The sequence below is a fragment of the Idiomarina sp. PL1-037 genome, from assembly GCF_034422975.1.
Lineage (GTDB): Bacteria > Pseudomonadota > Gammaproteobacteria > Enterobacterales > Alteromonadaceae > Idiomarina.
Genome location: NZ_CP139873.1, coordinates 1,814,003 through 1,835,385, shown reverse-complemented (window position 1 = coordinate 1,835,385; position 21,383 = coordinate 1,814,003). Strand labels below are relative to the sequence as shown.

General features: G+C 47.9%; 18 protein-coding genes. 10 read left to right on the top strand and 8 right to left on the bottom strand.

Annotation, left to right across the window (positions count from 1 at the left end):
- The first annotated feature begins 18 nt into the window (after positions 1 to 18).
- Positions 19 to 432, top strand: coding sequence for a VOC family protein (locus U0358_RS08560; protein WP_322406020.1), 414 nt, complete (start codon positions 19 to 21; stop codon positions 430 to 432).
- 149 nt (positions 433 to 581) lie between these two features.
- Positions 582 to 1,877, top strand: coding sequence for a methyl-accepting chemotaxis protein (locus U0358_RS08555; RefSeq protein ID WP_322406019.1), 1,296 nt, complete (start codon positions 582 to 584; stop codon positions 1,875 to 1,877).
- A 39-nt stretch (positions 1,878 to 1,916) separates the two neighbouring features.
- Here U0358_RS08555 and U0358_RS08550 read toward each other — a convergent pair whose 3' ends face one another.
- On the bottom strand, positions 1,917 to 3,488 hold the full coding sequence (locus tag U0358_RS08550; RefSeq protein ID WP_317498637.1) for an AbgT family transporter: 1,572 nt from the start codon (positions 3,486 to 3,488) through the stop codon (positions 1,917 to 1,919).
- A 66-nt stretch (positions 3,489 to 3,554) separates the two neighbouring features.
- Here U0358_RS08550 and rnhB point away from each other — a divergent pair, with 66 nt between their 5' ends.
- The 4 genes from rnhB (at position 3,555) to U0358_RS08530 (ending at position 8,176) form a co-directional block, all read left to right on the top strand.
- Positions 3,555 to 4,154: a ribonuclease HII gene (gene rnhB, locus U0358_RS08545; RefSeq protein WP_317498686.1), complete on the top strand. Its 600-nt coding sequence runs from the start codon at positions 3,555 to 3,557 to the stop codon at positions 4,152 to 4,154.
- A 66-nt stretch (positions 4,155 to 4,220) separates the two neighbouring features.
- A complete protein-coding gene (locus tag U0358_RS08540) occupies positions 4,221 to 5,156 on the top strand; it encodes an isopenicillin N synthase family dioxygenase (RefSeq protein WP_317498638.1) in 936 nt (311 codons plus the stop codon).
- 12 nt (positions 5,157 to 5,168) lie between these two features.
- Positions 5,169 to 6,974, top strand: a complete 1,806-nt coding sequence (locus U0358_RS08535; protein WP_322406018.1) for a bifunctional metallophosphatase/5'-nucleotidase — start codon at positions 5,169 to 5,171, stop codon at positions 6,972 to 6,974.
- Positions 6,974 to 8,176 (top strand): multidrug effflux MFS transporter, encoded by a 1,203-nt coding sequence (locus tag U0358_RS08530; protein ID WP_322406017.1) that lies wholly within the window; start codon positions 6,974 to 6,976, stop codon positions 8,174 to 8,176. Before U0358_RS08535 ends, U0358_RS08530 begins: the two co-directional genes overlap by 1 nt.
- A 5-nt stretch (positions 8,177 to 8,181) precedes the next feature.
- Here U0358_RS08530 and U0358_RS08525 read toward each other — a convergent pair whose 3' ends face one another.
- Both U0358_RS08525 and fadE read right to left on the bottom strand, forming a co-directional pair.
- A complete protein-coding gene (locus tag U0358_RS08525; RefSeq protein ID WP_317498641.1) occupies positions 8,182 to 9,750 on the bottom strand; it encodes an AbgT family transporter in 1,569 nt (522 codons plus the stop codon).
- 103 nt (positions 9,751 to 9,853) lie between these two features.
- Entirely contained in the window at positions 9,854 to 12,307 is a 2,454-nt protein-coding gene (gene fadE, locus U0358_RS08520; RefSeq protein WP_317498642.1) for an acyl-CoA dehydrogenase FadE, read from the bottom strand.
- A gap of 147 nt (positions 12,308 to 12,454) precedes the next feature.
- Here fadE and U0358_RS08515 point away from each other — a divergent pair, with 147 nt between their 5' ends.
- Positions 12,455 to 13,216 (top strand): DUF3108 domain-containing protein, encoded by a 762-nt coding sequence (locus tag U0358_RS08515; protein ID WP_322406016.1) that lies wholly within the window; start codon positions 12,455 to 12,457, stop codon positions 13,214 to 13,216.
- Positions 13,217 to 13,234: 18 nt separating this feature from the next.
- Here U0358_RS08515 and purN read toward each other — a convergent pair whose 3' ends face one another.
- From purN to U0358_RS08490, 5 genes are all read right to left on the bottom strand, one after another.
- Positions 13,235 to 13,873 carry a phosphoribosylglycinamide formyltransferase gene (gene purN / locus U0358_RS08510; RefSeq protein WP_317498644.1) on the bottom strand — a complete coding sequence of 213 codons (639 nt, stop codon included), beginning with the start codon at positions 13,871 to 13,873 and terminating at the stop codon, positions 13,235 to 13,237.
- Positions 13,873 to 14,928: a phosphoribosylformylglycinamidine cyclo-ligase gene (gene purM, locus U0358_RS08505; protein WP_110013902.1), complete on the bottom strand. Its 1,056-nt coding sequence runs from the start codon at positions 14,926 to 14,928 to the stop codon at positions 13,873 to 13,875. Before purM ends, purN begins: the two co-directional genes overlap by 1 nt.
- Positions 14,929 to 15,012: 84 nt before the next feature.
- A complete protein-coding gene (locus U0358_RS08500; RefSeq protein ID WP_317498646.1) occupies positions 15,013 to 15,726 on the bottom strand; it encodes a response regulator in 714 nt (237 codons plus the stop codon).
- Complete coding sequence (locus U0358_RS08495; protein WP_317498647.1) at positions 15,723 to 16,754, bottom strand: sensor histidine kinase; 1,032 nt, start codon at positions 16,752 to 16,754, stop codon at positions 15,723 to 15,725. The genes U0358_RS08500 and U0358_RS08495 overlap by 4 nt, the downstream gene beginning before the upstream one ends.
- A 16-nt stretch (positions 16,755 to 16,770) precedes the next feature.
- Complete coding sequence (locus U0358_RS08490; protein ID WP_317498648.1) at positions 16,771 to 18,222, bottom strand: TrkH family potassium uptake protein; 1,452 nt, start codon at positions 18,220 to 18,222, stop codon at positions 16,771 to 16,773.
- A gap of 122 nt (positions 18,223 to 18,344) precedes the next feature.
- Here U0358_RS08490 and U0358_RS08485 point away from each other — a divergent pair, with 122 nt between their 5' ends.
- From U0358_RS08485 to elbB, 3 genes are all read left to right on the top strand, one after another.
- Positions 18,345 to 19,487 carry a peptidase C39 family protein gene (locus U0358_RS08485; protein ID WP_322406015.1) on the top strand — a complete coding sequence of 381 codons (1,143 nt, stop codon included), beginning with the start codon at positions 18,345 to 18,347 and terminating at the stop codon, positions 19,485 to 19,487.
- A 72-nt stretch (positions 19,488 to 19,559) separates the two neighbouring features.
- Positions 19,560 to 20,678, top strand: a complete 1,119-nt coding sequence (locus U0358_RS08480; protein ID WP_322406014.1) for an NADH:flavin oxidoreductase — start codon at positions 19,560 to 19,562, stop codon at positions 20,676 to 20,678.
- 35 nt (positions 20,679 to 20,713) lie between these two features.
- Positions 20,714 to 21,367: an isoprenoid biosynthesis glyoxalase ElbB gene (elbB, locus tag U0358_RS08475; protein ID WP_317498651.1), complete on the top strand. Its 654-nt coding sequence runs from the start codon at positions 20,714 to 20,716 to the stop codon at positions 21,365 to 21,367.
- Positions 21,368 to 21,383 lie beyond the last annotated feature (16 nt).

The window sequence follows — 21,383 nt, the reverse complement described above, 5'->3', positions numbered from 1 at the left end:
TAACCGTGAAGATGTTCTATGAACCCCAGTATTAGTGTGATCACTTTAGGTGTTGATGATCTGAAACGTTCATTGGCGTTTTATCAGGATGGTCTGGGTTGGGAAACCGATGGCATTATTGGTGAAGAGTTTGAACATGGCGCCGTGGTTTTCTTTAAATTACCCAGTGGGCTCAGACTGGCTTTATGGCCGCGTACAAGCATTGCTAATGAAATGGGCGTTGAAGTTGCCAGTGCAGCGAATGAAGTGTTGTTAAGTCATAACGTCAATTCCCGCAGTGCGGTTGATGAGGTTATGGTGGAAGCGGAACGGGCAGGGGCCGATATTCTTAAACCTGCAAAGGACTTGTTCTGGGGTGGCTACGGTGGTTTTTTCAAAGATCCAGACGGACATATTTGGGAAGTAACTTGGAACCCGGCCTGGAGTGCTTAGCAGAAGTAAAAGAATCCCATCAGCGAATCCTTGAAATATTTAGATTTATCTGAATTTTTTCTCGATAAAACGCGTAAAAATGATCCTGAACTATTTTACTGAGCGTATCTTCTTATATTATTTTTTATTTATGATGAATAGGAAAGCCCATGTTTGGCTCAAAAACGAAGTATCAACTTGCGCAAGCTAATAAAGAATTGGGTGAGTACGAACAGCTGATAAATGCCATTGACGATAATATCGCTCGAATTGATTTTACCCCGCAAGGTTACATCATAAATGCTAATAATCTGTTTTTAGAAGCCATGGGTTATCGGCTTGACGAGATAGTATCAAAGCACCACAAAATCTTTTGTGATAACGACTATGCGACAAGCACAGAGTATCAGAACTTTTGGAAGCAATTGGCGCAGGGGCAGTCTCACCATGGACGCTTTAAGAGGTTCCGTAACAATGGGAATGTCATGTGGCTTGAGGCTTCTTATTTCCCGATTAAAAATTCAGAGGGGCAGGTCGAATATATAACTAAAATAGCGAAAGATGTGACTCGCGAAGTTCTGGAGTTAGAACACCAGGTCGCTGTTAGCACTGCAATTGATAAGTCCATGGCAACCATAGAATTCTCTCCATCGGGCGAGATCCTTCGTGCCAATAAGAACTTTTTAGACACAGTAGGTTACCGGGCTGATGAAATTGAAGGACGTCATCACCGCCTGTTTTGTGAGCAGGCGTTTTATGATGAAAACCCCAGCTTCTGGAAAGAACTGAGTGACGGTCAGTTTAAAACAGGCCAATTTAAACGCCTGAGTAAACACGGAGAGGCCATTTGGCTTGAGGCCAGCTACAACCCCATTTTTGATGAGAATGGGCAGGTGACAAAGATCATTAAATTCGCCAGTGACGTAACGGCCAGCGTGGTTAAAGCTCAGCAAACAGTGGAGGCTGCTGCTGTGGCTTATTCTACTTCGCAGCAAACCGCTTCTATTGTCAGAGAGGGTAAAGCCTCGATTGAAGTATCAGTAGAAACCTCGAATGAGATTCTTTCGAAAAGTAACAAAACAGATGAAGTGATTGAGCAACTTCACGAGCAGGCTCGCAGTATCGAGGATATTGTTAAAACAATTAACGGACTGGCAGATCAAACGAACTTATTGGCGTTGAACGCAGCTATTGAGGCGGCCAGAGCCGGAGAGCACGGACGAGGATTCGCTGTTGTTGCAGATGAAGTGAGAAATTTAGCGTCGCGGACGACACAGGCAACCAGTCAAATTTCCGGCGTTATGGAACGCAGCTCTGAGGTTTCTCAGGCTATATCGACATCGATAGATGATATTCAAAAAATGGCTGAACTGAGCAAAGAGCAAATTGGAAAAGTGAAAGACTTGATAGAAAAGGTAGATGAAGGCGCAACGAATGTCGTCAATGCAGTGAGCCACCTTTCGTAAGGTGACTCACTGTTTTTATACGAGTTCAGATACCAGTAGTTAGCCAGCAGGATAAACGTAGTTTGCCTGAATACCCAGAGGAAAGCCAAGAGTCCAGTAGAGAATAAGGAAGGCAGACCAGAGTATTAAGAGCGCTACAGTATAGGGCAGCATCATTGCTACTAAAGTACCTATGCCTGTGCCTTTAACATAGCGCTGACAATAAAGAACGACCAGTGGGAAGTAAGGCAGTAACGGCGTAATAATGTTACTGGATGAATCACCGACACGGTAAGCAGCCTGAGTTAAGTCGGGTGAATAGCCCAGCTGCATAAGCATAGGCACAAAAATAGGCGATATCAGGGCCCATTTAGCCGATGCTGAACCGACAAATAAGTTAATAAAAGCCACTAAGAAAACAATACCGACCATAGTGACCCCACCGGACAGCTCTAAGCTCGCCAGGAAGTTAGCCCCTTTAACGGAAATTAATGTGCCGAGTTGTGAGTCGCCGAAGGCTTTTATGAATAAGGCACAGAAGAACGCCATAACCATATAGTAGGCCATGCCTTCCATCGACTTAGTCATTGCACTGATAACATCCTGTGAGTTACCGAAATTACCGGAAATATAACCGTGAACAATGCCCGGAATAATAAACAGCAGGAAGATGAGCGGAACAATCATGCCCATAAGAGGGGCTGAGTAAGATGCCAATTCACCGGTTGCCGGGTCAGCCAAAGGAGTATTTTCAGCCGTTGCTGAGAAGTACAACAAAGCCAACCCTACCGCCATGGTGATTACGCCAGCATAAAATGCTTTGCGGTCACGTGGGGAGACATCGTCTAGTGCCGGCATGTCATCGGTATCACCATCAATTTCGGCACCGCGCAAACGGGGCTCAACCACTTTGTCCGTCAGGAACCAGCCAATGGCAACGACGACAATTGACGAAGCGGCGGTAAAGTAATAGTTGTTCAGTGGGTTCAATTGCATGTCCGCATCAATAATTTGTGCGGCACTTTCAGTAAAGCCTTGTAACAAAGGGTCTACAGCTGAAGGAACAAAGTTGGCACTGAAGCCGCCGGAAACACCAGCAAAGGCCGCCGCGATACCGGCCAACGGGTGTCTGCCGGCAGCGTAGAAAATCACACCACCTAAAGGAATAACCAGTACATAGCCTGCATCAACGGCAGTATGACTGACAATAGCAACCAGAATCAGTACTGGTGTCAGTAACATTTTTGGCGTGACGTTAAGCATCAACTTTATGGCGACATTAATAAAACCCGAGCGCTCGGCTACACCGACACCCAGCATGGCAACCAGCACAACACCTAGAGGCGCAAAGCCCATGAAGGTGTCGACCATGTTGGCAAGAAATGCGGCCATTTCGGTACCACTTAATAGGTTGGTAACGCCTATTGTGTCACCGGTTAGAGGGTGCTTTTCGTCAAAGCTGACGCCGGATAACAGCCAAGACATTACCCAGACAATGATTAATAAGCCAAAAAACATGACGGCCGGATCGGGCAGCTTATTACCGACCTTTTCAACGCCATCTAAAAGGCGATTTAACAGACCGTCCGGCTTGTCCTTTTGCGAACGGTCTGGTTGTGGAGATTGAGCCATGGTGAAACCCCTGATTGTTATTTTATTGGTCTAATTATTATGCGCAGGTATCATAACCATTATTCTATGGTGGAACAAAGCAAACAGGGTGAAAAAGTGTCGATGATTTGTGGTACAGATGAAGCGGGTCGCGGACCTATTGCCGGGCCGGTTGTGGCAGCGGCCGTCATTTTAGACCCGGATAACCCAATTGAAGGGCTTAACGACTCAAAAAAACTGAGCGAAAAGAAGCGTGAAAAGCTGAGTCTGGAAATAAAAGAAAAGGCACTCTATTGGTCTATTGCTCAGTCTGATCCTGACGAAATAGAAGCCATTAATATTCTATGGGCGTCGATGAAAGCTATGCAGCGAGCCGTGGAAGCGCTTCCGCTAAAGCCCGATATGGTGCTGGTAGACGGTAATAGGGTTCCGGAGTTGAATGTACCTGCCAAGGCCATTGTAGGCGGCGATGCCAGCGAACAGTGCATTGCTGCCGCCTCAATTTTAGCGAAGGTGGAGCGGGACCGACAAATGCTCAAGTGGCACGAACTATACCCACAGTATGAATTTGATAAGCACAAAGCTTATGGCACAAAAAAGCACCTGGAATTATTAGAAAAATACGGGCCTTGCCCTATACATCGTAAAGGCTTTAACCCGGTTAAGCGGCTTTTGGCTAACTTGTGATTTAACCCGAAAATTCATACACTATACGGCTATTCATAAAGCTCTTTCAGGAAGTTGGAATTCACCATGCAGTCTATCCCGCACGTTGATATGCGCCGTTATCAGAATGACTTTAATGCTTTTACCCAAGATGTTGGTAATGGTTACGAAAAATACGGCTTTATTGCCTTAACCCAGCACGGCGTTGATACCGCGCTTATTGAACGGGCACTGGATACCTGTCGTGAATTGTTTGCGTTACCTGAAGATGTAAAAAAGCAATATCACCGTCCGGGTCAGGGCGGTGCCAGAGGTTATACGCCCTTTGGTACTGAAGTGGCTAAAGACGCCAAACATGTCGACTTAAAAGAGTTCTGGCATGTGGGTCGTGAAATTGAAGGCGAGCCGCCGTACCCGCAACTATTGCCAAACGTCTGGCCACAAGAGCTGCCTAAATTTAAAGACGATATGCTGGCTATTTACGCGGCTTTGGATAACTTAGGGAACCAGGTGCTGGAAGCTCTTTCTGTTTATCTGGGTCAACCGAAAGACTTTTTCCGAAACAAAGTGAATAACGGCAATTCAATTCTGCGGCCTTTACACTATCCACCTATTGTTGATGAAGATACGCCATCTGTTCGTGCTGGTGCGCATGAAGACATCAACGTTCTGACGCTCCTGGTGGGGTCGCGAGAACCGGGCTTAGAAGTGTTGGCCAAAGACGGCACCTGGGTGCCGGTAACGATTATTGAAGGTGCCATTATTTGCAATGTGGGTGACATGTTGCAGCGCTTAACGAATCATGTGCTGCCATCGACAACACACCGGGTGGTTAATCCGCCGGCACCATTTAATGAAAAGTCGCGTTATTCAATACCCTTCTTTTTACATTTTAATCCAGATGTGATGATCACACCGCTGGAAAGCTGTATTTCGAATGAGAATCCGCAGCGAGATGACCCTATTACAGCAGATGACTATCTAATGCAGCGCTTACGTGAAATTGGTTTGATAAAAGACTAAAAGGAGCCGCTGGTGAAAACAGGCGAGTTTAATCTAAAACGCATAGTTCAGGGTGTGGCTGCTGTCACTGTTTCTGCATTACTCATCAGTTGCGCATCAGCTCCGCAGGAGCCTGAAAGCAAAGAGTTTCGATTAACGTTATTGCACATTGGCGACCATCATTCTAATTTGGACGCTAAGCGGCAAACCTTAGTGTGGGGAGAACAGGAATGGCAAGTTGATGCCGGTGGCTTCCCTCGTGTTGGCGCGCAAATCAAAGAGCTACGCGCGGCTAACGAAAATGTACTGACGTTGCATGCTGGTGATGCCCTGACAGGCAGCTTGTATTTCACCTTGTTTGGTAGTGAACCCGACGCCCGTATGATGAACAACATCTGTTTCGATGCTTTCACTATTGGTAACCATGAGTTTGATACCGGCGATGCCGGACTGGCCGAGTTCCTGCAGGAACTGGGGACTGAAAGCTGTCCCACCGTGAAGCTCGGAGCGAACATTAAGCCAAAAGTCGGGCAGTCTCCACTGACACCTGACCGCGAGTGGCAAATGTTTCAGCCGTACACAATAGTCGAGCGTGGCGGTGAAGAAATAGCCATTATTGGTCTGGATATTGCCAGTAAAACGAAGAAGTCATCGCAGCCCGATGAGTCCACTGAGTTTTTAGACGAACTGGAAACGGCGCGCAAGTATATCGCGGAAGTTCAACAGCAGGGTATCGAAAAAATAGTTCTGCTAACGCACATTCAGTATGAGCGGGACAAAGAGCTGGTGCAGCAGTTGCCGGGTGTGGATATTGTTATTGGGGGTGATTCGCATACGCTGTTAGGCGACTTCAGTGATTTTGGTATGCAGTCTGACGGGCCTTATCCAACCGAACTGACCAATGCTGACGGCGACAAAGTTTGTATTGGTCATGCTTATCAATATTCATTGGTAGTTGGCGAGATGAAAGCCGTATTTAAAGGTGACAAAATTGCGGAGTGCGGCGGACGTCCGCATTATCTTCTGAGTGACGACATTCAGGTTAGCGACGGTATTGTGACCACTTACGAGCCAATTAAAACCGCGCTGGAAGAAAGTGAAGTCTTCAGCTTTGTTGAACCTGACGCTGAGCTGGAAAGCATGTTGCAGGAGTATCAAGGCAAAGTTGAAGAGTTTTCTGCCGAAGTGCTGGCGCAAGTGCCACAGCAAATTTGCAGTCAGGAAATTGATCTGCCGAGACGCGATGGTTGTGCTGACATAATAAGTTCTGGCGCTCACCGCCTGGTTGCTGAAGCATTCCTGAGCTCAGTGCCGGAAGCTGACTTCGCTATTCAAAATGGTGGTGGTGTCCGCTCTGGTATTAGCCAGGGAGACTTCACCGTAGGTGACGCTTTCACTGTACTGCCTTTCGCAAATACTCTGGTTAAGCTGGAACTGAGCGGCTCTGAGTTCAAACAGGCAATAGAAGAGGCGCTGGCCTATTCCATTTCTGACGGTGGCTCAACCCGAGCTTACCCCTATGGTGCAGGTATTCGTTATTCGGTTGACTTAACCAAAGAAAAAGGCAGTCGTGTGTCTAACCTGCAAGTGTGGGATAAAGGCAGCAACAGTTGGCAACCAATGACCGCCAGAGCTACCTACGTGATGGTGACAAACAGCTTTATTGCAGGTGGTCAGGACGGCTATAACACCTTTTACCGTGTCAGTGAGCGTGGGAGAGCCCGTAATACGGGAATAGATTACGCTCGGTCACTGTCGGATTATGCCAGAGAGCAGAAGGTTCTGAAGCGTCCGCAAGAATTTGCCACACAATCGTACGTTCCTGTGGGAGATAAATAATGGCTCGTTCATTCGAGCCGGCCCCTGTCTCCGATAACGCCAGATTCGATTTCATCGTTGTTATTCTGGCGCTGTTGACGGCCTTTGCGCCTCTTTCCATTGATATGTACCTTCCGGCTTTCAGCGCTATTGCATCGGACTATGCGACCGATACACACCACGTTGAACTGTCGCTGACGGCTTTTTTCTTCGGCCTTTTTATTGGGCAACTGCTTTATGGCACGGCGACTGATAAATTCGGGCGTAAGAATCCCTTGTATATCGGTTTGGCTATATACGTAGTGACATCCATTGGCTGTGCTTTTGCGCCGGATATTCAGTGGCTGATTGCTTTACGTTTCCTGCAGGCTATAGGGGCTTGTGCCGGTATTGTTATTGCCCGCGCTGTGGTGCGTGATTTGTATACCCCGCAGGCTTCAGCTCGCGTGTTTTCATTTCTGATACTGGTCATGGGCGTTGCCCCTATTCTGGCGCCTCTGTTTGGTGCCTATGTCACCGAATGGATGGGATGGCGTGCTCTGTTCTTAATTGTTGCCGGTTTAGGTGTGGCCTCCGCTGTGACTATTCACTTTGTGTTGCCAGAAACCCGCGGGCGTCGCTACGACGTGCGTATGCGAAATACCGGCAGCACTTATTGGGCGGTTCTGCGAGACCCTTCATTTCTGCGTTATTCGTTAACGGGCGCTATTGCTCAGTCAGGATTATTTGCCTATATCACAGGCTCGCCAAAAATGTTTATTGAGGTTTTTGGCCTTGAGCCTATGCACTACAGTTGGCTGTTTGGATTAAACGCTATTGGCATTATTGGTTTTTCACAGCTTAATGGCTGGTTACTGAAGTACCACTCCTCACGCAAGATCCTTAATGTTTCCTTACCGGTATTGGCCGTGGTGTCCATTGTTATGTGCGTTATGGCGTATTTTAATGCCGGATTCTGGGGAATATTACTGTCGCTATTTGCCTATATATCGACTTTAGGCATGGTATTCCCGAACGCTATGGCGGGGGCTTTGGCTGAACAGAAAGAACGCGCAGGTTCGGCGTCTGCCGTAACCGGTAGCTTACAGTTTTTAATTGCTGGTTTGGTTTCTGCTGGCGTGAGTCAGGCCGGTTCATATACTGATTATGCCATGGCCTGGGTCATAGGTGTGGCCGGCTTACTCGCGGTAATTGCATACCGCGTAATGCGCCGGCCAGAATAAGCTTTTTAGTTATAATAGGTCGGTGCGGCTGGTCCTACAGGGAATCCAAAAACAAAGACCCAAAGGAAGAAAAGCAGCGACCAGCCTACAAAGAAGAACATAGAATAAGGCAGCATCATGGCAACCAGAGTGCCAATACCTAAATCCTTCTTATAACGAGCCGCAACGGCCAATATTAAGCCAAAGTAACTCATCATTGGGGTAATAACGTTAGTGACTGAGTCACCAATGCGGTACGCCGCCTGAATAACTTCCGGCGAGTAGCCAATCAGCATCAGCATAGGGACAAAAATAGGGGCGGTAATAGCCCACTGAGCAGAAGCTGAGCCCAGCATTAGGTTTACGAAACCGCAGACCATAATGAAGAACAGGAAAATGATAGGACCGGTCATACCAATATTGGTCAGGAACTCCGCACCATTAATGGCAAAAATAGTCCCGAAATTCGTCCATTTAAAGAAGTTAACGAATTGCGCCGCAAAAAACACCAGCACAATATACATCCCCATAGTGCTCATGCTGTGCGACATCGCATCAATAACATCACGGTCCGTGCGCATGGTCTCGACAGTTCGGCCATAAACGTAACCGGGAATAGCGAAGAAGAAGAAAATATAAACAACAACGCCTTTTAGAAACGGCGAGCCTTTAACTTCACCGGTTTCCGGGTGACGCAATATTCCCCACTCAGGTACAACGGTTAACGCGAGAATACCAGCCAGAACCAGAACGCTTAACCCCGCGTAAATTAACCCGCGTTTTTCCTGTTTGGTCAGAGGGTCCATTGACGATTGATCGGACAAATCAATAGAGGCTTCGTCTTTGTTGTATTTTCCCAGTTTAGGCTCGACAATTTTGTCGGTTATCAACGCGCCCATAATGGCAATGAGAAAGGTGCTAGCCATCATAAAGAACCAGTTAGCTTCTGCACCAACGGTGTAGGCAGGGTCAATAATTTTAGCGGCTTCTTCGGTGATGCCTGACAGTAAAGGATCAACAGTGCCAATTAATAAGTTAGCACTGTAGCCAGCCGATACCCCGGCAAAGGCTGCAGACAGACCCGCCAGCGGGTGACGACCCAGCCCGTAAAAAATCATGGCCGAAAGTGGTACCAATACAACATAACCTAGTTCTGCTGCGGTGTTAGAAATGATACCAGCAAAAACAATGGTCACAGTTACCAGGCGTGGTGGAGCTTTCATGACCAGCCCGCGCATAGCCGCTGAAATTAAGCCTGAGCGTTCAGCAACACCGACACCTAAAAGAGCAACCAATACCGTCCCTAACGGTGTGAAGCCGGTAAAGTTGGTGACCAGATTAGTAACAATGCGCTGTATTCCCTCAGCATTAAGCAAGCTGACTGCTTTTATAACGGTTTCGCCGTCTCTGGGGTCTACCGCACTGACGCCAAAATAAGCAGCTATGCCACTAATGAAAATAATGAATAAGCAGAAGACTGCGAATAGGGTAATGGGGTGGGGTAACAGATTACCAAGCCACTCAACGCCATCAAGAAAACGGGTGAACCAGCCTCGTTTGCTGGTCGCGTTATAGTCATTATTAGGAGACTGCATAACTCGCGCCTTTAGTATAAGTTTTAGACCAGCGCAGGATTCTAGCATAAAAAAACGGCGCCGCTGAAATCAGGGGCGCCGTTTTTCGATTAACCTTCAGCGGTTATGCAGCTTCATCTTTCTTGAGATTTTTCAGGGCATAATCGAATGCTGCCTGACCGGCTAATAAATCTTCCGGTGCAAAGTCATCGACGTTAATGGTACGCAGACGACCGACTTCCGTGCGCTCAAGCAGAGCCACTTCGTCGTCACTCAATACGCCCAGCTCTTTACCTTTAGCGGCTAGCTGGTCTAATTGAGTAAAGCTGAAGCGTTTACCGGCTGCTTTACAAACTTTGTCGTACAGTGGCTCTGCGGCAATCACATTCTTCAGGGTTTCTTCAAGGAAACCAAAGTGACCTTCAGGGCTCAGGAACTGGCCTTCGCCTAAACGCGTACGAACGTCGTTTGGTGACATAAGCATACGGGCAATTTCATGGTCGTTTTTATCTGTAGGACGTTTAGCGATACGGCCTAACGGATACATAACGGCGCGCATGAAGCTACCAACACCGCCAAAGTTCGCCAGCATTTCCAGCTGTGCTTCCTGTAACTTATGCAGAGTGTCCTGCATAGCCCAGTGAACTAACGGCAAGTCTTCTTTAATGCGACCCTGGTCATGATAACGTTTCAACACACAAGAACCGATGTATAGGTAGCTGAGCATATCACCTAAGCGTGCAGAAACGCGCTCTTTACGTTTAAGGCTACCACCCAGTTTACCCATCGCAATGTCTGACAATAACGCCATGTTGGCACTAAAGCGGTTCATCTGCTGGTAGTATTTACGAGTTTCGTCGCTAGCCGGAACAGAGCTCAGGCGGTGACCACCAAAACCATAGAACAGTGAACGAACAAAGTTACTGATGGCAAAGCCAATATGGCCAAACACGGCTTTATCAAATTTCTTCAATGCATCCGGGCCTTTTTCAGCCGAGGCTTCCATTTCTTTCAGAACAAATGGGTGGCAACGAATAGCGCCCTGGCCGTATATCATCATAGTGCGGGTAAGAATGTTGGCACCCTCTACTGTAATGGCAACCGGAACCCCCTGGTAACCACGGCCAAGGTAGTTATTCGGACCTAAACAGATACCTTTACCACCGTGGACGTCCATAGCGTCGTCCATGCAAGCACGTAGCTTTTCAGTCATGTGGTATTTCGCAATAGCACCAATAACACCAGGTTTCTCGCCTAAATCAATACCTTTGGTCGATAACATCGTCACCGCGTCCATCAGGTAAGCGTTACCGGCTATGCGAGCCATTGGCTCTTCAACACCTTCCATTTTACCTATAGGCAATTTGAACTGGCGGCGGATACGTGAGTAAGCACCAGTTGCCAGGGCCATTTGCTTAATGCCACCAGCACTGTTTGACGGCAGAGTGATTGAACGGCCAACTGACAGGCATTCAACCAGCATACGCCAGCCTTTACCGGCATTTTTCTGACCACCAATAATGAAGTCTAATGGAACGAATACGTCGTTACCGCGGATAGGGCCGTTTTGGAACGGAACGTTCAGCGGAAAGTGACGGCGACCAATTTCAACACCTTTGGTATCGCGAGGAATAAGGGCACAGGTAATTCCCAGCTCTTCTTCTTCACCAATAAGGTTGTCAGGGTCGTACATTTTAAATGCCAGACCTAATACGGTAGCTACTGGCGCTAAGGTAATGTAGCGCTTATTGAAATTCAGTTTGATACCGACAATTTCTTCGCCGTTCCATTCACCTTTACACACCACACCTGAGTCAGGAATGGCACCTGCGTCGGAACCGGCTTCAGGGCTGGTCAAAGCAAAGCAGGGAATTTCGTCACCGCTGGCTAAGCGTGGCAGGTAATGATCCTGCTGATCTTTCGTACCATAATGCTGCAATAATTCGCCCGGGCCTAATGAGTTAGGTACACCGACGGTTGAGGCCAGCACGGTACTGACACCGGCAAGTTTCTGCAGAACACGAGACTGGGCGTAGGCAGAAAACTCCAGACCACCGTATTCTTTCTTAATGATCATGGCGAAGAATTTTTCGTCTTTCAGATACTGCCAGACGTGCTCAGGCATGTCTGTTAGTTCGTGGGTTACTTCCCAGTCGTCCAGCATTTTGCAGACTTCTTCACATGGGCCTTCTAAAAAGGCTTTTTCTTCAGCCGTTAACTCGGCTTTTGGTACCTTATGAAGTTTTGACCAGTCAGGGTCACCACTGAATAAATCGCCGTCCCACCAGACCGTACCGGCTTCCAGTGCGTCACGCTCGGTATCAGACATTTCTGGCATTACTTTGCGATATGCGCTAAGAATAGGCTTAGTCAGCAGGTTTAAACGAATTGGTGCTATATTAAGCGGAACCAGAACAATTGCCAGAATAGCCCAAAGTACCGGACCGACAATGTCGATTGCGCTACCAATAGCGAACATAATGACAAGACCGGCGCTGAACATAGCCAGGCTGGCTCGTTTGTAGATTAATGCAGCCGCGACTATAACAGTAGCGACAATCCAAAGTGCAATACTCATAATGTAATACTCCGATTTGGAGGTCTGACCAGTGATACTGTGCAAGTTAGATCAACCGGAGTATATTTTCAAGGAAAAATTGAACGGGCGTTTGAATTTTGTTGTCAATATAAACGTCCAGTAGTAAACAGAAGGGGAGAAGTGAAAGTGAAAAGGACTGTCAGTTGGCTGGTATCCAGCGCATTATTAAGTGGTTTGGCAATGAGTACTGCTGTTGCAGATAGTCAGCAGAACGCCGAACAATCCATCGAGCAACCCATCGAACAGTCAATGAAGCCGTATCAGGCTGACTATGTGATAACGCGTGGGGACAGCGAATATGGTGAAGGTTATCGTTACCTTGAAGTGTCGCCTGAGGACGAATGGCAATTGCGTACAAAGTCGGACATTTCCTGGTTTATTTTGTCGGATACCCGTGAAGCTCGTTCGGTATTTATTGTGGATGAAGAGAATAGCCGGCTGGAGCCTCGTGAGTTTATTTACATGAGAACCGGCACCGGATCGGATAAGTCCTTTCATGGTGAATTCAAAGCGAATGAGAAAAAGGTTCGTAATGTGGATACCGGGCGTATGCTGGATGTGAACTGGGAAGACGCGTTATTTGATGAAGCCAATGTGACCGAACAATTGCGTGTAGATTTGGCTAGTGGCGCTGAAACCTTTAAGTACCGGGTGGTTGATGAAAAAGGTCACCAAGACGAATATCGTTTTGAGGTGCTGACAACAGAAAAATTGTCGTTGCCTTATGGTGAGGTTGAAGCAATAAAAGTAGGGCGTATAAGGGATAATAACCGGCGCCAGACCTTTTTCTGGTTCGCGCCGGAGCTAAACTACGTCATGGTTAAAATGCAGCAATTCAAAGAAGGTGACGAGCAGGCCACCATGTCACTGAAAAGCTTGTCTATGTAAACCGGCATTAATGGCAGATTACTCGGCGGCGTAGCCTTGAGCGCCCAGGACTTCGCCGTCTAGTGTAACGCGGCCGCCTTCCAGTTTAAGTCTATCCTGGCAAAACCAGTTAACCACCAGCGGATAAATGCGGTGTTCCTGCTCGTGCACGCGAGCCTGAACTTCTTCCACTGTGTCGCCGTCAAAAATAGGTACTTTGGCCTGCAATACCACCGGGCCACCGTCGAGTTCTTCTGTCACAAAATGCACACTCACGCCGTGTTCGGTATCGCCTGCGTCCAAAGCCCGCTGGTGCGTATTCACACCTTTATATTTAGGCAGAAGGGAAGGGTGAATATTGAACATGCGGCCTTCATAATGGCGTGTAAAACCACCTGTCAGAATGCGCATAAAGCCGGCCAGAACAACTAAATCGGGCTGGTAACTGTCAATCAGCGACTTCAGTTCGGCGTCATAAGCCTCGCGAGAGTCAAACTCTTTATGACTCAATACCTCGGTATCAATGCCTTTAGCCGCGGCTTTCTCTAAGCCTTTAGCCGAGGCTTTATTGGAAATAACCGCAACCACTTCACCGGCTAGTTTTTCATCTTCGCAGGCCTGTTGAATGGCCTGCATATTACTACCGGTGCCTGAAATTAGTACAACAATACGCTTCATTAGTGAGTCTCGTCGGCCAGAATGTCGACTTGCTCTTCACCTTCAGCCGCGTTGGCAATACGGCCAATTTTCCAGGCGTCTTCACCGGCGTCTGTCAGAATTTGAATGGCTTTATCTGCTTGCTCGTTGGGAACCGCAATAACCATACCCACACCACAGTTAAAGGTGCGGTACATTTCTTTCATGCTGACATTGCCGTTTTCTTTTAACCAGTCAAAAATAACCGGCCAGTCCCAGCTGTTGCCGTCAATAACGGCTTTGCTGCCTTTCGGTAAAACTCGTGGAATATTTTCCCAGAAGCCGCCGCCGGTAATGTGTGACAACGCGTGTACTGGTACGTGTTTAATTAGCTCAAGAACCGACTTAACGTAAATGCGGGTAGGCTCTAATAAATGGTCAGCCAGTGTTTTGCCTTGTAAATGAGATTCTAGATCAGCACCGCTCACTTCAATAATTTTGCGAATAAGCGAGTAACCATTTGAATGAGGGCCGCTGGAGGCCAGCGCTATTAACGCGTCGCCGTCGGCAACCTTGGTGCCGTCTATAATTTCAGATTTTTCCACCACACCGGTACAGAAACCGGCTAAGTCATAATCGCCGCCTTCGTACATGCCCGGCATTTCTGCCGTTTCGCCACCAATAAGCGCACAACCCGACTGTTCACAGCCGTCGCCGATACCGGCAACTACATCGGCTGCTACGTCAACGTCTAGCTTGCCGGTTGCATAATAGTCGAGGAAAAATAGCGGCTCAGCACCCTGCACAATAAGGTCGTTGACACACATAGCAACCAAGTCGATACCGACGCCGCGGTGGCGTTTCAGATCTATGGCTAAACGCAGCTTGGTCCCCACACCGTCGGTGCCTGATACCAAAACCGGTTGCTTATAACCCGCCGGAATTTCACACAGAGCACCAAACCCACCAATGTTACCCATGACTTCAGGCCGGTGCGTGCGCTTAGTAACGCCTTTAATACGCTCAACCAATGCATTACCAGCGTCAATGTCGACGCCCGCGTCTTTATAACTTAAAGAAGGTTTTTTATCGCTCACAGAATAATCCCGACTGGCAAAATTTGCGCGCAAGTTTAACACGATTTAAGCCACAAAAGGTAGCTTAAGCGCCTCCTTATTGTGTCAGGATTTCTCTGCGATAAACCGGTAACCAACACCGGGTTCTGTTTCTATATACTTTGGCTGTGCTGGGTCATCTTTGAGCTTCTTACGCACCTGGCTGACAAAAATACGCAAATAGTGGGTGTCTTCCTGGTGCGTTCGACCCCAAATTTTCTCCAGCAACTGTTGCTGGGTCACGAGTTTTTGCGGGTGGCTGACTAAGAAATCCAGTAAAGCGTATTCTTTACGGGACAAGTTAACGATCTCGTTTTGCAGAAACACTTTGTGTTGCTCGCGGTCAATGAGTAACTCACCAAAACGAAGCTGAGCTTCGGCTGTGGGGTGTTGATTGGAGAGGTCGCGTAATAAAACATGAATACGCGCCATAAGCTCACGAATACCAAAGGGTTTGGTCAGATAGTCGTTGGCACCGCCTTCCAGTAGTTTCACTTTCTGTAGCTCGTCGTCACGTGCGGTCAGTACCAGTACCGGCACCTGGCTCCATTCGCGTAATTGGCGCATTACCTGATAGCCGTCAGCGTCAGGCAGGCCTAAATCAAGAATAACCAAATGCGGGTTCTGGCTGGTAATCTGCTTTATTCCTTGCTCGGCTGTCGCTGCTTCCAGGTAGGTGTAACCTTCGGCGGTAAGCGAGGCGCGCATAAAGCGTCGTATCTGTGGTTCGTCATCAATGACTAAAATGCGAGGACCGCCGGCGCGGGCTTGTGCATTCATGAGACTTCCTCTGTGATGTTGGCGTGTGGTAGTTGAATCCGGACAAGGCAGCCATCAGAGCTTTCTTCAATACCAATGTGGCCGTTATGAATGTCGATTATTCCTTTAGCAACGGACAGCCCCAGACCGGTTCCGCCAGTGCCAGAGTCTTTCTCGCGCGACGAATAAAAAACATTAAATACAAGCGAACGCTTACCGGTTTCTATGCCCGGACCCTGGTCTTGTATGTCGATGATAACGAACTTGTCGGTCTCTGACAGAGTTAAAGTGACGGGAGCTGTGTCGCCGGAGAAGCGCAAGGCGTTATCAATGACATTAAATAACGCCTGTTCCAGTAACGAGGACTGAACCTCAACCATAGCGTGTTGTAAATAATCGTTAACCAGTAACCGTTCTTGTGAAGCAAAGCGCGAAAGAGTTTTACTGATAACCGGGCGAATATCCTGTACTGCATGGGTCAGACGAATTTCGCCGTGCTGAAGCCGGGTGGCCTGTAACAGATTTTCGATATAACGATGCAGGCGGTCACTCTCATCCAGAGCGCCCTGCAGAAGCTCAGCGCGCTCCTGTTCTGGCAAGCGCTCCTGATACGCCTGCAAGGTGCTTAAATTACCAATGACGCTGGCAAGCGGGGTTCTCAGGTCGTGTGAGACAGACAGTAAAATATTTGAGCGCAGCTGAGCCTGGCGTAAGCTTTCTTTCTGGTTTCTGAACGAGGTAGCTAAGTGGCTGGTAATAACAGCCACAGCAATAAATACGACCGCAGTAACCATTTCGTCTATGTCGGTCATGTGCAGTGAATAGCGGGGCTCTGTGAATAAAAAATTAAACAACAGCAGGGCCAGAACAACGGCAAGTAGTGCCGCGCGAAAATTGGTTAAAAACGCAATAAGCAACACCGCCAGTTGAAGAATGAGTACCGTACCCGAGGTTGGCAGTAACCAGTGATCGAGCAGGTAAGCAAGACCGGCCGCCGTGCCGGTGATGACGACGGAGGTCAAGTAACCTAACCAGGGCTGTTTACTCATGTTCTAATCTCATGTGCTAGTCCCGCCAGAATTGAGGAAGTAACAATGTTAGCAAAGTAAAGTATTCAAGGCGTCCTAAAATCATTGCTAATGTCAGTACCCAGGTTCCGGTATCCGATACCGGAATAAAGTTACTGGAAACTTCGCCAAAGCCGGGGCCAAGTACGTTCAAACACGCCGAAACGGCGGTAAATGCAGAGAAAAAGTCCAGCCCAGTCAGCATCAGCACGAGAGTAAGCACCATTGAGCTAATAGCGACCATTAGCATAAAGCTCATTACCGCCTGGATGACGTCGTTAGTCACTGCTTTTCCCTGATACACCACTTTCATAATGGCACGCGGATGTATTGCCTGCAGCATTTGATGTTTCAGAATGCGTAAGGTAATGACATTACGAATAAATTTATTGCCTCCGGCCGTAGAGCCGGCACAGCCGCCCAGGTAACTGGCTGCCACTAAAAAGCCAGCGGTGGCCGCAGGCCACGCGGAAAGATCATCGGCACCGTAACCGGTACTGGTCATAAAGGAAACGACATGAAAAATTGCCTGATTCAGCGACTCCCAGAAAGAATGATGAGTTTGAGCGTTAAATGCCAGAACAGTAAGAATAACGCTGAAAACCGCCAGCGCAATTAAGAACCAGCGAGTCTCTTCGTCCTGCCAATAGCCACTTATGGCTCTGGCTGTAAACAGTTTATGGTGCAGGGCAAAACTGATAGCCCCCAGAATCATAAACACATCGGCCACCACCAAAATAATGGGTTGCTGAAAGTGTCCCATACTGGCGTCGTAGGGCGAAAAACCGCCGGTTGATACGGTCGTCAGACTATGAGCTATGGCGTCGAAAGGAGACATACCTGCCAACCAGTAACTGCTGGCACAGCCTACTGTCAGGCACAGATAAACTAACCAAAGGTAACGGCTGGTGCTGGCAACCCGTGGCGCTAGCTTTTCGTTTTTAATAGGGCCCGGAGTTTCCGCTTTAAGCAGGCGCATGCCACCCACGTTCAGCATAGGAAGAATGGCAACCACAAAAATAACGATACCGAGGCCACCCATCCATTGCAGAAACTGTCGATACAGTAAAAAGCTTTTGGGCATTTCATCGAGGCCGGTGAGAATGGTTGCACCGGTGGTGGTCATAGCACTGACCGATTCAAATACCGCGTCGGTGAAGCTGACCCCGGTAACGGACATAATAGGTAATGCCCCCAGAACGCCCATTAAAATCCAGGTAAAAGAAGCGAATGCCAGGGCTTCGCGGAAAAAGATTTTCTTTTGCTCACCGCGATTAGTGCGGATAAAAAGAAAAAACGCCAGAATAAGGCACAATAAAGAGGGGTAAATAAAATCGGTAAAAGTCTTGTCCCTAAAGACAAAAACAGAGAGCAAACCAAAAAAACACTGAATTGAGGCAATCCAGATCATAGGCCAGGTTAATAGGCGCAACGTTGCTTTTAAATTCACTGTTACCTCGTCCGAAGAACCGACTTTTTCTATCGCTAAGGTTAATTCCGCGGGGCGTAAAATCTCTATACCGAAAGCGTCTTTAGGCGTAAAATCTGCGTAAAATTAAGGGGTTTTATTTTATGGCCAGTATTCAACCGGCACGTAATGAGCATTTAGACGCGGCAGCGGCGCTAGAAGCTGCCACTTTCCCCGAAGATGCGATCAGTAAGCGCAGTTTTCGGCGGTTTATTGAGTCGCCTAGTGCCGATTTTCAGGTGTTACTGCTGAACGAAAAGGTCATTGGGTATACCGTTGTTCTTTACCGAAATAATACGAACCTGGCTCGACTTTATGCGCTGGTTGTTGAAAAAGAGCATCGTAGTAATGGCTATGGGCGCCGTTTATTGAAAGTTGCAGAAGACCTTGCTGATGAACGGCACTCCTTGTTTTTACGTACCGAGGTGGCAACCTCTAATACAATAGGGCAACAGCTGATGAACAGCGAAGGCTTCCGGGCAATTGAGCTGCGCGAAGCGTATTTCCCGCCTTCTGCATCGCAATCGACAGACGCTCTGGTTCTGCAAAAACTGTTGCCTCGCTATGAAATGGGTGAAGATGCAGGCGTGGGAGCAACCGAAGAATATGTTCCTATGTTGACCCAGTCGACGGAGTTTACCTGTGGTCCCGCAAGCTTGCTAATGGCTATGGACTATTTCGGCCGGCCGAGTAGTGACCCGCAAGCCGAAGAACTGGAAATTTGGCGCCAGGCGACCACCATTTATATGACCTCCGGACACGGCGGTTGTGGCCCTCATGGGCTGGCGCGTGCGGCGTTTCAGCGTGGCCTGAAAGTTCGGGTGGAAGTGAATACCGACCAGCCATTATTTGTGGATTCGGTTCGTCAGGAGCAGAAAAAAACGGTAATGCAGCGCATACAGCAGGCCGATATGACTTACCTGGAAAAGCACGGTGTTCCCATTGTTGTACGCGACTACGACGTAACCTTAATAAAAGAAGACTTAAGCCAGGGCTGTCTGGTTATGGTGCTCATTTCTACTTATCAGTTTGATGGTATTCGAGCACCGCATTGGGTCTTAATTTGCGCTGCAGACGACGACTTCATTTATATAAACGACCCCGACTATGACACCTTGCCCTGGGAATCTCCTACGGAACGTCAATATTTACCCGTGCCTATAAGTACCTTCAGCAAAGCCTTTGGCTACGGCGGTCGTAAGCAAAAAGCAGCGGTCGTACTTTCAGCTGATTTAACAACAAAGTGATCAATTCCCCTTGAATTCTGCGTAATTATGCTCAAAGTCATATAACAGTATTGGATGAAAAAGGAATTCCGTATGAGTTCAGCATTTGATGATTTTGAATTAAAAGGCCACAAGCTTGAAAACCGTTTTGTTGTGGCTCCCATGACACGAACCAGTGCCGACAAGAAAGGCAAGCCAACGGAGTTAATGGGCGAGTATTACGAGCGTTTCGCGAAAGGTGGCTGGAGCATGATCATCAGCGAAGGCGTATACACAGATCAGCAGGCAAGCCAGGGGTATGAAAATCAACCGGGTATTACTGACGCACCACAAACCGATGCCTGGAAAGAAATTGTCGAACGAGTACACAAACATGACTGCAAGTTCATTATGCAGTTGATGCATGCTGGCGCTCAGTGTCAACACAATGAATACACTGACACGCCAATCGCCCCCAGCGAAGCAAAGCCTAAAGGCGAACCGCTGGACTTGTATGGCAAAACCGACGGTTGGCCTGACGTGAAAGCCATGGATGAAACGGATTTTGATGCCGTTATGAACGGTTTTGTTGGTGCCGTGAACCGGGCTAAAGAAGCTGGTTTTGACGGGATCGAGCTGCATGCGGCTAACGGGTACTTGCTGAATGAATTCTTGAGCGATTATTTTAACCAGCGTCCTGACCAGTGGGGCGGAGAGATGGCAAAACGTATGCATTTTCTGGAGTTAGTCGTTAAGGCTGCGAAATCTGCCGCAGGCGATGACTTCGTTGTCGGTGTACGTTTAAGCCAAATTACCGTGACTGACTCGGATTATCAGTGGCCGGAAGGCGAAGACGCCATGATAAAAGTGGTGAAGTCGATGGAAAAAGCTGGTGTGGATTACATTCACACAACAGACACAGACGTAATGCGTAAGCCATTTAAAGGCGGCAGTAAAAAGTCATTGGGCGACATTGTGCAGGAGTTTTCGGACATTCCGTTAATTGTAAATGGTGGTATTAGCGAGAAAAACTATGAGCATGTTGCGGCGCACTATCCTAATGCTTTATTGGCCATGGCGAAAACGTCGTTAGCGAATCCGGACTTTCCTACTCGCATTAAGTCTTCTGAGCCCATACGTCGGTTAGATTTTGCCATGCTGCAACCAACCGCTACACTTGAGAATGAGTGGAAGTGGCGCGATGAAAACGACGCGCACATTAAACTGGATTAAAGCGAATTTTAAGTAGCGGACAGGAGGTTTCGACTATGAAAAAAGTAGCAGTTATTTTATCCGGCTCCGGTGTTTTTGACGGAGCGGAAGTGAACGAAGCTGTATTAACCCTATTGCACATAGCAAAGCAGGGTGCCAGCTACGAGTGCTTTGCGCCGGACATTGAGCAAATGCACACCATTAACCATCTTAAGGGTGAGGAAAGCGGTGATAAGCGCAATGTTCTGGAAGAAGCAGCACGTATTACCCGCGGTGAGGTCAAACCTTTAACTGATTTAGATTCAGCAGAATTTGACGCGTTGATATTGCCAGGCGGCTTTGGTGTTGCCAAAAACTTCTGCGACTTTGCCGTTAAAGGTGCTGATATGACGGTAAATGACCAAGTGTTGAAGGTTGGTAAAGCCTTTATTGAAGCGAAGAAACCTGCGGGCTATATGTGTATTTCACCTGTCTTGTTGCCGCACATATACGGCAAGGGTGTAAAAGTGACTATTGGTAATGACGGCGAAGTTGCCAGCGCCATTAATAAAATGGGTGGCGAGCACGTGAACTGTGGTGTTCGCGACATTGTTGTTGATGATAAGCACCAGTTAGTGACCACACCCGCCTATATGCTGGCTGAAAACCTGCCGGATGCCGAAGAGGGCATTAGCAAGCTGGTTGAAAAAGTTTTGTATATGGCAGCCTGATACCTGACTGAAAGCC

Coding starts and splice junctions, on each gene's coding strand:
- U0358_RS08560 (WP_322406020.1), top strand. CDS start 19: ATGAACCCCAGTATTAGTGTGATCACTTTAGGTGTTGATGATCTGAAA.
- U0358_RS08555 (WP_322406019.1), top strand. CDS start 582: ATGTTTGGCTCAAAAACGAAGTATCAACTTGCGCAAGCTAATAAAGAA.
- U0358_RS08550 (WP_317498637.1), bottom strand. CDS start 3,488: ATGGCTCAATCTCCACAACCAGACCGTTCGCAAAAGGACAAGCCGGAC.
- rnhB (WP_317498686.1), top strand. CDS start 3,555: ATGGTGGAACAAAGCAAACAGGGTGAAAAAGTGTCGATGATTTGTGGT.
- U0358_RS08540 (WP_317498638.1), top strand. CDS start 4,221: ATGCAGTCTATCCCGCACGTTGATATGCGCCGTTATCAGAATGACTTT.
- U0358_RS08530 (WP_322406017.1), top strand. CDS start 6,974: ATGGCTCGTTCATTCGAGCCGGCCCCTGTCTCCGATAACGCCAGATTC.
- U0358_RS08525 (WP_317498641.1), bottom strand. CDS start 9,750: ATGCAGTCTCCTAATAATGACTATAACGCGACCAGCAAACGAGGCTGG.
- fadE (WP_317498642.1), bottom strand. CDS start 12,307: ATGAGTATTGCACTTTGGATTGTCGCTACTGTTATAGTCGCGGCTGCA.
- purN (WP_317498644.1), bottom strand. CDS start 13,873: ATGAAGCGTATTGTTGTACTAATTTCAGGCACCGGTAGTAATATGCAG.
- U0358_RS08500 (WP_317498646.1), bottom strand. CDS start 15,726: ATGAATGCACAAGCCCGCGCCGGCGGTCCTCGCATTTTAGTCATTGAT.
- U0358_RS08495 (WP_317498647.1), bottom strand. CDS start 16,754: ATGAGTAAACAGCCCTGGTTAGGTTACTTGACCTCCGTCGTCATCACC.
- U0358_RS08485 (WP_322406015.1), top strand. CDS start 18,345: ATGGCCAGTATTCAACCGGCACGTAATGAGCATTTAGACGCGGCAGCG.
- U0358_RS08480 (WP_322406014.1), top strand. CDS start 19,560: ATGAGTTCAGCATTTGATGATTTTGAATTAAAAGGCCACAAGCTTGAA.
- elbB (WP_317498651.1), top strand. CDS start 20,714: ATGAAAAAAGTAGCAGTTATTTTATCCGGCTCCGGTGTTTTTGACGGA.